Here is a 12,905-nt window from a genome sequence, read left to right as displayed (position 1 = left end):
TCTGGTGTTAGGGCGGGTACATGACCCGCATCACAAGACAAAGGAGTCCTGATGTCTGCTACTCAAAGTCAAAAGGGAGGCGGCAGCGCAGTCGCGCTTCCTCCGCTGACCAACGGCCCGCATCGCAAGCGCCTTGGCCTGGTCGCCCTGATCGCCACCTTCGGTGGCCTGCTGTTCGGTTATGACACGGGCGTCATCAATGGCGCCCTGAGGCCAATGACGGCCGAGCTCGGCCTCACCCCGTTCACCGAGGGCATCGTTGCCAGCTCGCTCGTCTTCGCCGCGGCGATCGGGGCGCTCTCGGGCGGCCGCATCTCCGACGGGTGGGGGCGCCGCAAGACCATCATCCTCCTGGCGGTGCTGTTCTTCGGTGGCACCTTGGTGTGCGTGTTCACGCCGAGTTTCGGGGTGCTCGTCGTCGGCCGCATCCTGCTCGGTCTCGCCGTGGGCGGCGCCTCGGCGGTGGTCCCGGTGTTCCTGGCGGAGATGGCCCCGTATGAGATCCGCGGCTCCCTGGCCGGCCGCAACGAGCTCATGATCGTCGTCGGTCAGCTGGCGGCCTTCGTCGTCAACGCCATCATCGGCATCGTGTGGGGCGACATCCCCGGGGTGTGGCGCATCATGCTTGCGGTCTGCGCGTTGCCGGCGATCGCGCTGTTCTTCGGTATGCTCCGCGTGCCCGAGTCGCCGCGCTGGCTCGTGGAGAAGGGCCGGCACGATGAGGCCCTCGCGGTGCTGCGGTCCGTCCGTTCCGAGGACCGCGCGCTTGCGGAGCTCGGCGAGGTCGAGAACGTCGCCAAGGAGGAGCAGGAGAGCCAGCAGATCGGCTGGCGCGCGGTCTTTAGCAACAAGAACCTGTTCCGCATCCTACTCGTGGGAATCGGCCTAGGCGTCGCCCAACAGCTGACCGGCATCAACTCGATCATGTACTACGGCCAGACGGTGCTCGTCGAGTCGGGCTTCAATGAGAGCGGCGCGCTCATCGCGAACATTGCGCCCGGCGTGATCGCCGTGGTGGGCGGCGTCATCGCCCTGTCGCTGATGGACCGGATCGACCGTCGCAAGACCTTCATCCTCGGCCTCACGCTGACCACCAGCTGCCATCTGCTCATCGGGTTCGCTTCAATGATGTTGCCCGTGGGCAACCCGATCCGCCCGTACGTGATTCTCTTCCTGGTGGTTGCCTTCGTCGGATCCATGCAGACGTTCCTGAACGTCGCGGTGTGGGTTTACCTGTCGGAGGTCTTCCCGCTGCACATGCGCGGCTTCGGTACCGGCGTCTCGATCTTCTTCCTCTGGGTCGTCAACGGTTTCCTTTCGCTGTTCTTCCCGTCGCTGGTCGCGGGGGTCGGGATCACCGGCACCTTCTTCCTCTTCGCCGTCGTGGGGGCGCTGGCCCTGGTCTTCGTCGTCAAGCAGGTCCCCGAAACCCGTGGCCGCACGTTGGAGGCGCTGGAGGAAGACGTCACCACCGGTGCCATCTACCTGGTTCACAAACACCAGGCACCCGTCGGCTCGTAGCAGTCGTGTCCCCGCGGGTTATGAGGTCGGGTCTTAAGACGCTCGCTCACCTATGAGCCCAAATCGCCGGACCCTCCTGCATATTTGGGGTGTGAAACGGAAGCCCCCTGCACATAAAAGTGCAGGGGGCCAGCCTTTACCGGAAGATCTGCAGGAGGATCGGCCGAAACCGGCCCATAAGTGAGCGAGGATCGCGGGGAAGGACCTAGACGCGGAGCCGGTAGCCCCGCTTCACCACGGTTTCCACAAGCTTTCCGTCCGGCAGGGAGGACCGCAATCGGCTCACCGTCATGTCAAGGGCGTGGACGGAGCCTCGCAATTCCAAAAGGTCGGAGAGCGCTTCGCGGGACAGGACGGCACCGGCGGCACCCAGGAGCGCACGCAGCAGGAGCAACGGAGCCGGGGCCAGTTCCACCACCGCGCCATCGATCCTCAAACAGCGGCCGCGCAGCTCAATGTTCCCCGCAGGAGTATCGAGCCGGCGAACATGGTTCAGGGCCAGATGTTCGGTGACGAGCCGGATGAGCGCACCCATGCGGTAGCGGTCCGGTATGAGGGGGGACAGTCCGGCGTCGATCAGCGGTTGTGCGGTGACAGGCCCGACGGCGGCAACGGTCACCTGGGTCTTGAGGGCCTCGATCAGTTGGCGGTACATGCCCATTTCGTGGGCTGTGCTCCACATGGCGTCTACCGCAGGCGCGCTCGTGAAGGTGAGCACATCCAAGTCCCCACTGCAGGCGGCTTCGATGAGGCGCGGCAGCTTGTCTTCGCCGTCGGGCTTCACCCAGCGGTAGGGGGTGACGGTGAGGACTGTCGCACCGGACATACGGAGGCGCTCAAGCTGGCGGACGTCGGTGTAGCCGTGCAATTGCACGGCGACGGTCTTTCCGCGGACGCCCTCTTGAAGGAGCATGTCCACCAGTGTGGCGGTGGTTTCGTCGCTGCTGATCCCGACGTCGGCAAGCCCCGCCGCGCGGACGGCACCGCGTGCTTTTGGTCCCCGCACGAACATGCGGCACGCGCCCAGGACCTCGAGAAGTTGCTCGCCGATGCCGAAAGAATCCGCGGCTTCGCACCAACGCCGCATTCCATAAGCGGTGGTGGCGATGCAGATATCGGGCTTGGCCGCGATGATCGTTTTCGTGTCCTCGATGAGCGTGATGTCTTCCTGGACCGGCGCGATCTTCAAGGCAGGGGCATGCAGCACAGAGGCCCCACGCCGTTCGAGGGCCTCGATCAGGTCACGCGACCGCCGGTGCGAAGTCACTCCGATGCGGAAGCCGTCCAGCGGCGCATCGTCGTTTGGTCCAGGGGCGGCCAGCGGCGAACCTGCATCGACGGAATCAAAGGCGTTCAGAGTGGTCATAGGGTTTCCTTCAGGCTTCAAGGAGCGAAGCCGCGAGCCGGCTCAGTTCTGCGGAGGCTTCGGCATGATTGCGGTTGGCTTCGGCCACCCGGACCACCTCGCCGATGACCAGGACGGCCGGGTTGCTACAGCCAGCGGCAGCCGTTTCGATGGTGCCGAGTTCGGCGATGGTGGTGCGTTGTCCGGGGCGGTAGCCGCGTTCGACGACGGCCATGGGCATTCCTGCGTCCATTCCCGCCCGGCGCAGCCCGGCCGCCAGCTGCGGGAGGGTCCCGATGCCCATGAGAACAACGATGGTGCCGCCGAGGCCGGCCAGATGGGTATGTTCCTTTTCGGTCAGCGGAGCGTGGCCGGACACCACAGTGAATATATGGCTGACTTCGCGGTGGGTGACGGGGATGCCTGCGGCCGCTGGGACGGAGATGGCGCTGGTGACTCCGGAGATGACGCGGACGGGGACGCCGGCGGCGGCGCAGGCCGCGACTTCCTCGCCGCCGCGGCCAAAGACGTAAGGGTCGCCGCCTTTGAGGCGGACCACGTTGTTCCCAGACAGGGCGGCGTCAACCATGAGCTTCTCAATATCGCACTGGGCTACTTTGTGGTGGCCCGGCCGCTTGCCGACATCCACCAGCTTCGCCGACGTGAGGCGCACCAATTCTTGGTAGGGAGCGAGGCGGTCGTAGAAGACGACGTCGGCGTCCCGCAGCGCGTGGACCGCGCCGACGGTGAGCAGGTCCAGGGCGCCGGGTCCACCGCCGACCAACGTGACACGGCCTGGCTCCCCGGCTGCCGGTTCGATGGCGATGGGGATCCCGGCTTCCCGGCAGCGGTCGAGCAACGGCTCCCAACCGGGCTCACCGTCGTCTACGGCCGCGACGAGGAACGGGCGCTCGGGCAGCGGGCCATCGCCCTCGGCACCGTCAGGCGTGCTGAGACGGTAGACGATGGCGCCGGCGGCTTCGTAACGGCGGACGGCCTGCCGGGCGGCGTTGGCCGAACCGGTGACCAGAACGTCGCGGTCTGTGAGGTCGATGGTGAGCTGCATGGCTTCTTGCTCCTTAGTCCTGGCCACGAACGGGGATCGTGCTGGCGATGAGGACGCCGCCTTTTTCCTCGTTGGTGGCCGGGCGGATCTGGCCGCGTTCGGGGACGAAGGCGATGGCTTCGTCTTTCTGGTCAGGGGCGTTGACGAAGGAGCGGAAGCGGCGGAGCCGTTCAGGGTCCTTGAGGGTCTCGGCCCATTCGTCCTGGTAGGTATCGATGTGGCGGGCCATGGCTGCCTCAAGGTCCGCCCCGATGCCGAGGGAGTCGCGGACGATGACGTCTTCGATGTGCTGGAGGCCGCCTTCGAGTTCTTCCTGCCAGCGGGCGGTGCGTTGGAGGCGGTCGGCGGTGCGGATGTAGTACATGAGGTAGCGGTCGATGTATTTGATGAGGGTGTCGTCGTCCAGGTCCTGGGCGAGGAGTTGGGCGTGGGCGGGTTGGAAACCGCCGTTGCCGCCGACATAGAGGTTCCAGCCTTTGTCGGTGGCGATGACGCCGACGTCCTTGCCGCGGGCTTCGGCGCATTCGCGGGCGCAGCCGGAGACGCCCATTTTGAGTTTGTGCGGGCTGCGCAGTCCGCGGTAGCGCAGTTCCAGGTTGATCGCCATGGCCACGGAGTCCTGGACGCCGAAGCGGCACCAGGTGGAGCCCACGCAGGATTTCACCGTGCGCAGGCTCTTGCCGTAGGCCTGTCCGGACTCGAAACCGGCCTCGACCAGTTCCTTCCAGATCTCCGGGAGTTGTTCGAGACGGGCGCCGAACATGTCGATCCGCTGCCCGCCGGTGATCTTCGTGTAGAGCTCGTATTTCTCGGCAACGCGGGCGATCACGCCCAGGCCCTGCGGGGTGATTTCGCCGCCGGCGATGCGCGGAACCACGGAGTAGGTGCCGTCCTTTTGCATGTTGGCCAGGGCGCGGTCGTTGGTGTCCTGCAGGGTGCCGCGCCCGGCGCCCAGGACGTATTCGCTGTTCTGGCTGGCCAGGATGGAGGCGATGGTCGGTTTGCAGATATCGCAGCCGGCGCCGGTGCCGTATTTGGCCAGGATGTCCTCGAAGGAGTCCAGTTCCAGGACGCGGATGGCGTCGAAGAGTTCCTGGCGGGAGAGGCTGAAGTGCTCGCACAAAGCCTTGGAGACCTCGATGCCGGACTTCTTCAGCTCGCCTTCGAGGAGTTTCTTGAGCATCGGCACGCACGAACCGCACTGGGTGCCGGCCCGGGAGCAGGTCTTCAGTTCGCCCAGTTCCCGGACCGGGGCGTTGCCCTCGCAGGAGCCGCAGCCGTTGACGGCGTCGCGGATGCTCCCGGCGGGGACGTTGTTGCAGGAGCACAGGATCGCGTCGTCGGGTAGTTCGGTTTCGGGTGCTTCGCCGCCGCCGGCGGCGGTGAGGTAGGCGCCGGGTTCGGCGGGGAGTTCGCGGCCGAGCAGGGGGCGCAGGCTCATGTAGGGGGTGGCGTCGCCGACGAAGATGCCGCCGAGGAGGGTCTTGGCGTCGTCGGTGGTGACGATCTTCTGGTAGACGCCGCGGGCGGGGTCGGCGTAGACGATTTCCAGGGAGTGTTCGGTCCTGGCGAACGCGTCGCCGAAGCTGGCCACGTCCACGCCGGAGAGCTTGAGCTTGGTGGCGGTGTCGAAGCCCGCAAACGTTGCCTGTCCGCCGTGCAGCCGGTCGGCCACGATCTCGGCCATCGTGTTCGCCGGGGCCACAAGACCCAGGCACATCCCGCCGAAGTTGGCGACTTCACCGATGGCCCAGATACCGGGGACTGGCGTGGCGCAATGGTCATTGATGACCACGCCACCCTTCTTGCCCAGTTCGAACAGCGGCTCTTTGCCATCAGTGGAGTCTTCGTCTGTGCGGAATAGTTCATCGCGGGGACGGATGCCGATGGACGCGATGACCATGTCGGCGGGGATGATGCGGCCGTCCTTCATGAGGACGCCGGTGACCTGGCCGTCGTCGTCGGACAATACTTCGGCGGGGTAGGTTCCGGTGAGGACTTCAAGTCCCTTGGCGGTGACGAGCCGGCCCAATGCCTGGCCGGCGCCTTCATCCAGCTGGGCGTTCATGAGCCAGCGTGAACCGTTGATGACGGTTGCTTGCGCTCCGAGCTCCATGGTGCCGGCCGCAGCTTCCAAGCCGAGGAGGCCGCCACCGATGGTCACGGTCCTGACGGTCCGGCCGAGCTTCTCCGTGAGTTCGGCAATGGCCTTGTTGATGGCCCAGACGTCGTCCAGGGTGCGGTAGACGTGGGCGAGCTCGCCGCCGGGGAAGGAGAGTTGCGCTGCGTCCGAACCGGTGGCAACCACCAGATGGTCGTAGGGGAAGCTGTTGCCGGCCGCGGTTTCCACGGTCTTGGCTTGCGTATCAATGCTTACTACACGCTCGCCGGTGCGGAGATCCAAAGCATCGTGCGCCCACATGGACATGTCGCCCAAGGTGAGGTCATAGTCCACGTCGGTGAGGGCCTTGCTCAGCGTGACGCGGTCGTAGGGAACGTGGACCTCCTCGGCCAGGACCGTGACGTGCCAGCCCTCAAGACCGCGGGTGTGCATGGCGTCGGCAAAACGGTGGGCCGCAGGGCCTCCACCGGCGACAACAATACGGCGCAGGTTTTCTGGGTTGGAAGTGTGTCCGGTCACTGGTGGCCTTTCGCATACGCCGCAGAACGTGCTCCGCAACTTGTCATTTCAGACTACGGACGGGCAGTTTCGCCTCAGTTTCCCTTTTGTTTCGTGGTCTTAACTTCTGGGTCACGATTGCATGTCGTTGCGTGTGAGGTCTCTTTTACGCACCGGACACATTGACTGCGTTCCGGTGAAACACTCGCGGCCTACCTTGAAAGTGTGGCCGCTAGGCGGCCAACGCCTGAAAGGCAAGGACAGTATTCGTCCAGTCGATGGCACAGTGAGAGGGGTTGACATGACCGTCATTCTGGAACGGGAAGAACAACTGATGAGCGCGCCGGCGTCCGGCTGGCACCGAGTGTGCCCGTTGGACGAGCTTGAGTTGGCGTGGGGCGAGGCCGCCTTGATCGACGGCATTCAGGTGGCGCTCTTCCGCGTCGACGCCGAAAAGGTGTACGCGGTTGCCCAGCAGGACCCCGCAACCTTGGCCAACGTCATGGCCCGCGGCATCACCGGTTCCCGCGGATCACGTCCCACCATCGCCTCGCCGTTGCACAAGGAGGTCTACGATCTTCAGACCGGCGAATGCTACTCGAACCCCGAACTCCGGCTCCCGGCCTTCAAGACCCGTATGGTTGACGGCTTCATCGAAGTCGAAGTCTAGCTCAGAGCCCCGACAGGGCCAGGCGCCTCAGAGTCCCAGCGCCTCGCGGACGTCAGCCAGTATGTGGTCCAAGGTGGTCCGTGCGGAGTGCCGGGTTTCCGCGAGTTCCGCCGCGGAACCGACTGACTTGATGACTTCCAGGTAGCACTTGAGCTTCGGCTCGGTGCCGCTGGGCCGGATGATGACGCGGCTTTGGTCCTTCGTGAGGTAGAGGAGGCCGTCTGTGGGTGGCAGTTGTTCACTTCCCTCGGCCAAGTCCACAAAGGTCTCGATGGCGGAGCCGCCGAAGGACTCCGGCGGATCGGCCCGGAGCCGGTTCATCATGGCGTCCAGCAAGCCAAGGTCCGCCACCCGGATGCTGAGTTGGTCACTCGCATGCAGGCCGTGCACCAGGTAGATCTCGTCCAGGGTGTCGAAGACTGTCTTTCCTTCAGCCTTGGCCGCTGCCGCTAGTTCGGCGATGAGCAAGGAAGCGGAAATGCCGTCCTTATCCCTCACGAGCTCGGGCGCCACGCAGTAGCCCAAGGCTTCCTCGTAGCCGTAGACGAGTCCCGGAACGCGTGAAATCCACTTGAATCCCGTCAGGGTTTCTTCGTGGGCGAAGCCGGCCGCCGCAGCGATGCGGGAGAGCAGGCGGGACGAGACGATCGAATTGGCAAAAACACCCTTCTTTGCGACATGGCCCGGAGCGGCGTCGCTTTGCCGGCTATCGGCGGTGTGGCGCGCCACCACGTGGGCGCCCAGCAGGGAGCCTACTTCGTCGCCCCGCAACATCCGCCAGGCACCCGTGTCGGGATCCTTCGCGGCGACAGCCGCGCGGTCGGCGTCGGGGTCGTTGGCCAGCACAATGTCGGCATCCGAACGCGCCGCAGCGGCCAACGCCAGATCCAGCGCCCCGGGCTCTTCCGGGTTGGGGAAGCTGACCGTGGGGAAGTCCGGATCCGGTGCTGCCTGCTCTTCCACCAGCGTCACGTCGGTGAAGCCTGCCGCGTTAAGAACCGAGACCGCGGTCGCACCGCCCACGCCATGCATGGGCGTGAGGACGACCTTCAGTTCCCGTGCCGGGAAGTTTTCGACATCGGCCAAGCCAGCCATTGCGGCCTCGTACTCGCCGGTGATGGAGCCGGGGAGCACGGTCCAGCCGGATTCAGCCAAGGCGATGGAGTCCAGGGAACCCACTGATTCGATGCTTGCGGCGATCTGCGAATCGTAGGGCGTCACGATCTGGGATCCGCGGCCGCTTTCCTCCACGGCCCGGCCGCCCAAGTACACCTTGTAACCGTTGTCCTGCGGCGGGTTGTGGCTCGCAGTGACCATGACACCGCCGTCGCAATCAAGGGACCGGACCGCATACGCCAGCAGCGGGGTAGGAAGTGCCGAAGGCATCAGGAACGTGTCGATTCCCGCGGCCGTGAAGATCGCCGTCGTTTCCCGCGCAAAGACATCGGAGTTGTGCCTGGCGTCATAGCCGACGACGGCGCGCGGCCGCGTTCCGGGGGAGGCCGTCGCAACGGCGTCCTTGAGGAAGGCCGCCAAACCTGCTGCTGCCCGCCGCACTACTACGCGGTTCATCCTGTTGGGGCCCGGACCGAGGGCGGCACGGAGTCCCGCGGTACCGAACTGCAGCGTTCCACTGAAGCTGTCTTCAAGCTGTTGGCGGGCCGCGGCAACGCCGCTGGAGGCGAGTCCGGTCAATTCGGAAAGTGCTGCTGCGGTGATTGGGTCCGGGTCCTGGGCTGCCCACTCGCCGGCGTCGGATATCAGCTTTTCAAATTCGGCATCGCTCGATGTCATAGGGATAAAGCTATCGTCAAAGAGCATGGATGCCGAGGCACAGGGTCGTGTCAGCTGTCACAGTCCGGCCACCCCACCCAACTGGCTCGCAGTTGTTGTCGTTATGAGGCGTTTTAACGACAACTAATGCGAGCTAGTTGGGCTGCCGTGCGTCAGGGTTGCTTCCGTGTGCTGGTGAGGTTGAAGCTCGCGGTACCTCCGGTGCTGAAGGCGGTGGCGCCTGTGCTGCCCCATCGCGGGAAGAAGATGTCCGAGATCACCGCCGATCCATCTTGGGTGAAGACCTCTACTGACGAGGAATCCAGGAGGACGCGCAGGCGGACTTTGCCGTCCTTCAGGGGCACGGAGGCTTGGTGGTAGGGGCTGAATTTTGGCGAGAAGTTGGAGGTGCCCGCCGCCGAGCGGTCCACCTTGAGGGTCTGGCTTGCGCGGTTGTACGAGATCCGGAGGCCTGCCTTGCCGTCCGTCGAAGCTCGCAGCACCAAGCCGGCCTCAGCGCAGCCCGCAACATCGATCTCGGCGTCGATCAGCTGGGTTCGCGAACCAAAGTCGCTTCCGAGGGGTTCTGTGGAGTCGGTGACGGTGAGGTTTTTGCCATGTACTTCACTGGTCTTGGCGTCCGTGAGGGCATCTGCTGCAGCGGCGGCGATAGCTGAATGCAGCTCGAAGCGGTTCCCTACAACTACAAGGGATAGTTGGCGCGGGATGGCCATGGATCCGCGCCACGGGGTGCTCGGTACGGACTGCGCGTAGTCCCAGTTGCCCATCCAGCCGAGCAGCACGGGTTTGCCGCCGGGGGCGTCGGAGATGGAGTTCGCAGCGTAGAAGTCCGCTCCGTGGTCCAGCCATTGCGAAGCGGTCAGTGGGTCACCAGGCTTTGCCGCGCGCTCTGCCGTGAATCGCGTGCCGTCGAAGTCGCCCACGAAGTACTGCATGCCGGAGCCTCCCGCGATGCCTCCGGGGTTGATGCTCAGGATCATGACCCACTTCTTCAGTCCGTTGCCGCCGTCGACGTCCATATGGAGCAGCTCCGGAACTTCCCAGAGTCCGCCCTGGGCGCCCACTCCGGAGAAGTCGCTGAGGAAGTTCCAGTGCAGCAGGTCCGTGGATTTGAAGAGTTTCACCACCTGCGCGTCAGCTACCACTGTGGTCATGACCCAGTATTTACCTGGCTCGTACCAGGTGATCTTGGGGTCGCGGAAGTTGTTCGACGCCGGCTGCAGGCTCAGCACAGGGTTGCCTTTGTACTTGGTCCAGGACGTCCCGTGGTCCAGGCTGTAGGCCACCGACTGGGCCTGGCTGCCCTTCGGCAACGCCCCGCCGTCGCCGTACGAACTGGTGTAGAGGGCTACCAGTGGCGGGTTATCGGCAGTCCCCAATCCGGAAGCGTTCCTCGTGTCAGGTACGATGGCGCCGGAAAAGATTTCCTCGCTCGCGGAGCCCTCCATGGCCACTGGCTGCTGCGTCCAATGCACGAGGTCGGTGCTGGTGGAATGGCCCCAGGACATGTCGCCCCAGAAGTTGCCGTGTGGGTTGTGCTGGTAGAACGCGTGATAAGTCCCGTTTTCGTAGACAAGCCCGTTGGGATCATTGATCCAGTTTTGCGACGCCGTCAGGTGCGCAGCAGGCCGCCACGGATCCGATTCGGACGGTGCCGGCGCAGACGGCACGACGGCGGATGGCGAGTTCCCGGCGGAGGGTGGGGCGTCCGGCGTCGTGGTGCAGGAGCTCGCGAACAGCGTCAGGACGACGGCGACGACGGCGAGTAGCGCCTTGCGGACGGGCCAAAACGGGTGGTGGGGGGAGTAGAGCATGGGACTTCCTGGGGTTGGGGAGCGGGGCGCCCGGGTGGAACCGAACGCCCCGCGTTTTGCCGGGCAGGCGACGTATTCTGCCGGCCCGGCGGTTCTAGCCGTGGCCTACTTGTAGAGGCCTTCCCCGCCGACGCGGACGTTGGTAGGGAGGTAGCCGAACGGGCCAAGGCCGTTCTGGCCGAAGCTGTGGTCAACCTGGGTGACTCCACCGGCGAAGTTGATCTTCACGGTGGGGGACAGGGAGCCGCCGCGGACGCCGTCGACGTTGTCGATGAACGACTGGACCAGGCCGCCCGGCTGCACGTAGTGCGAGTAGGCCTGGAACTGGCGGCCGTTCTGCTGGGCCGACAAGTTGCCGCTCGGGTTGTTCGCCGGCAGGTTCAGGTCGGTCGGCGAACCGAGCGCGAGGCCTGAGTTGTTGACAGGCTGGAAGTCCGAACGCACACCGTTGCCGACGAAACCGTAGACGCCGTCGGGACCGCGCATGCCATCGGCATAGGTGAACTGGTGGCTGATGGTGAACAGGTAGTACTTGTTCTTGCCGTTTTCATTCTGGATGAAGATCTGCGGGCGCTCAGTCTGGTCGTTGACGCAGTTGGCGGACAGGATGGGCGGCAGGAAGTGCCACTGAGTCAGGTCCTTGTTGTCTGCGACGGCCAGGCCGACGCTCGCGGTCTGGAACCAGGAACCGGTGGTGGTGTTCACCGTGTTGGTGTTTTCTGCATAGGGATCGCCCGGGCGGTAGCCAAGGTCAGCATCCGTGCACTTGTAGTCGCCACGGTTGCCCGCAGTGTTGCCCTCGAAGACCATGAAGGTCTTGCCCGGCTGGGCCGGGTCCTGGAAGGTGTACGGGTCGCGGAAAGCGAAGCCCGCATTCTGAGCCTTCGTTTGGTACAGCTTTCCATCGGGCTCAAGGAGCTTGGCGTGCTGGAAGCCGTCGAAGGTCACGCCGTTCTTGTCGGCGTGGATGTTGCCGAGGGCCTTGGCGATCACTGCGTCAGGGGCGATTCCTCCGCCACCGGCGTTGCGCTCTGCGCGGTCGTAGAACGTGGTGGCCGTGTAAAACACGTTGACATGGTCGCCCTGCATGAGGCGGGTGGAGCCCGACCACTCGGTGTTGCCGATTGAGGTGTTGTCCAGGAACAGGTGTCCGCCGTAGTTCCACTTGTCCTTGGCCGGATCGGCGTTGGTCTTGCGGAAGAAGTAGCCGATGCGCGCGTTCCAGTGGCGCTGGTCGAAGCCGTAACCTGCGTGTCGGTCAGCGACGAGGGAGAAAATGACGTCCCAGCCCTTGTAGCTGATCTGGTTGGCGTTTTCGTCGGTCAGGGACCATGTGTCCCAGACCCAGACGTCGTCGTTCATCGCCGGGAAGTCCTTGGGGATTTCCGGCATGGTGACGTTTGGGCTCATGGAGTTCTGGCCCGGGGTCACGTTCGGGTTGCTCTGGGCCATGATCTGCTTGGCATCCGCTCGCGTCCACTTAGACGTGAAGTTTGCCGCAGGATCAAATGCTTCCTGCGTGTGGACGCTCGGCAGTGGGAAGCCGGGCGTGGGAGCCGGCATCGTGGTGGCCGGCTTGTCGGCAGGCAAGTTCGCCTGTGCCGCCGGGGATGCCATGAGCACCGTGGCGGCCACGCTGGCAGCGGCCGCAAATGCGGCTACCGACCGCATACGGCGGCGCCGCCTGTTGGGGTTTGAGTGAGATTTCATGCTGCTCTTCTCGCGGAGGTTGGACTACGTGGAATGGGCGCAAGCCCTGTCCGAACTCCGGCGTCCCCGATAACACCGCTGGCGCCATCCGGAACGCCATCGTGTCGGGGTGGATGAGGGCTTTTTGGAGGCCCCCATCCTTGTAGTCCTGGCACGTCGACTTGCCGGGACCGTTCAAAGCTAGTCAGGCGTGGAATGCTGCCGCAACCCGTGTTTCGAGCGGGCTGGGAGCCTATCTGCCACGTGTAAGACATCTATGCGCAAGCGCTTACATTTTTACACCGCGCGCGTGCCATAGAAAGGGTAGTGGGGTCAAATATTTCTGAATAAATCTGATTTATTCGAAAAGTTCACATGCCATTAAC

At 64.5% G+C, this 12,905-nt stretch carries 8 protein-coding genes; 2 read left to right on the top strand and 6 right to left on the bottom strand.

The window, feature by feature from the left end; translation table 11 throughout:
- Positions 1-51 precede the first annotated feature (51 nt).
- Positions 52-1,521 carry a sugar porter family MFS transporter gene (locus HNP00_RS04200; RefSeq protein ID WP_184736253.1) on the top strand — a complete coding sequence of 490 codons (1,470 nt, stop codon included), beginning with the start codon at positions 52-54 and terminating at the stop codon, positions 1,519-1,521.
- 205 nt (positions 1,522-1,726) lie between these two features.
- Here the strand turns inward: HNP00_RS04200 and HNP00_RS04195 are convergent, their stop codons facing one another.
- From HNP00_RS04195 to nirB, 3 genes are read right to left on the bottom strand one after another with little or no spacing between them, the layout of a single operon-like run.
- Positions 1,727-2,887, bottom strand: coding sequence for a uroporphyrinogen-III synthase (locus tag HNP00_RS04195; RefSeq protein WP_260404750.1), 1,161 nt, complete (start codon positions 2,885-2,887; stop codon positions 1,727-1,729).
- Positions 2,888-2,897: 10 nt separating this feature from the next.
- Positions 2,898-3,932 carry a uroporphyrinogen-III C-methyltransferase gene (cobA, locus tag HNP00_RS04190; protein WP_184736251.1) on the bottom strand — a complete coding sequence of 345 codons (1,035 nt, stop codon included), beginning with the start codon at positions 3,930-3,932 and terminating at the stop codon, positions 2,898-2,900.
- A 13-nt stretch (positions 3,933-3,945) separates the two neighbouring features.
- Positions 3,946-6,573, bottom strand: a complete 2,628-nt coding sequence (gene nirB / locus HNP00_RS04185; protein ID WP_184736249.1) for a nitrite reductase large subunit NirB — start codon at positions 6,571-6,573, stop codon at positions 3,946-3,948.
- A 280-nt stretch (positions 6,574-6,853) separates the two neighbouring features.
- Here nirB and nirD point away from each other — a divergent pair, with 280 nt between their 5' ends.
- A complete protein-coding gene (gene nirD, locus HNP00_RS04180) occupies positions 6,854-7,222 on the top strand; it encodes a nitrite reductase small subunit NirD (RefSeq protein WP_184736246.1) in 369 nt (122 codons plus the stop codon).
- Positions 7,223-7,249: 27 nt separating this feature from the next.
- On the opposite strand, the gene HNP00_RS04175 is transcribed toward nirD, so the two are convergent.
- The 3 genes from HNP00_RS04175 to HNP00_RS04165 form a co-directional block, all read right to left on the bottom strand.
- Complete coding sequence (locus tag HNP00_RS04175; RefSeq protein ID WP_184736244.1) at positions 7,250-9,016, bottom strand: phospho-sugar mutase; 1,767 nt, start codon at positions 9,014-9,016, stop codon at positions 7,250-7,252.
- A 152-nt stretch (positions 9,017-9,168) separates the two neighbouring features.
- Positions 9,169-10,830 carry a glycoside hydrolase family 32 protein gene (locus tag HNP00_RS04170; RefSeq protein ID WP_184736242.1) on the bottom strand — a complete coding sequence of 554 codons (1,662 nt, stop codon included), beginning with the start codon at positions 10,828-10,830 and terminating at the stop codon, positions 9,169-9,171.
- 105 nt (positions 10,831-10,935) lie between these two features.
- Positions 10,936-12,540, bottom strand: a complete 1,605-nt coding sequence (locus tag HNP00_RS04165) for a glycoside hydrolase family 68 protein (protein ID WP_184736240.1) — start codon at positions 12,538-12,540, stop codon at positions 10,936-10,938.
- Positions 12,541-12,905 lie beyond the last annotated feature (365 nt).

Origin of the sequence: Arthrobacter sp. AZCC_0090 (assembly GCF_014207375.1) — a bacterium.
Lineage (GTDB): Bacteria > Actinomycetota > Actinomycetes > Actinomycetales > Micrococcaceae > Arthrobacter.
Note: the sequence above shows the minus strand (reverse complement) of the source record. Positions and strands in the feature narration are given on the sequence as shown.

Bases quoted from the DNA above. Each gene is read 5' to 3' on its own strand.
- nirD (WP_184736246.1), top strand. From the start codon at position 6,854: ATGACCGTCATTCTGGAACGGGAAGAACAACTGATGAGCGCGCCGGCG.
- HNP00_RS04165 (WP_184736240.1), bottom strand. From the start codon at position 12,540: ATGAAATCTCACTCAAACCCCAACAGGCGGCGCCGCCGTATGCGGTCG.
- HNP00_RS04200 (WP_184736253.1), top strand. From the start codon at position 52: ATGTCTGCTACTCAAAGTCAAAAGGGAGGCGGCAGCGCAGTCGCGCTT.
- HNP00_RS04175 (WP_184736244.1), bottom strand. From the start codon at position 9,016: ATGACATCGAGCGATGCCGAATTTGAAAAGCTGATATCCGACGCCGGC.
- HNP00_RS04170 (WP_184736242.1), bottom strand. From the start codon at position 10,830: ATGCTCTACTCCCCCCACCACCCGTTTTGGCCCGTCCGCAAGGCGCTA.
- HNP00_RS04195 (WP_260404750.1), bottom strand. From the start codon at position 2,887: ATGACCACTCTGAACGCCTTTGATTCCGTCGATGCAGGTTCGCCGCTG.
- cobA (WP_184736251.1), bottom strand. From the start codon at position 3,932: ATGCAGCTCACCATCGACCTCACAGACCGCGACGTTCTGGTCACCGGT.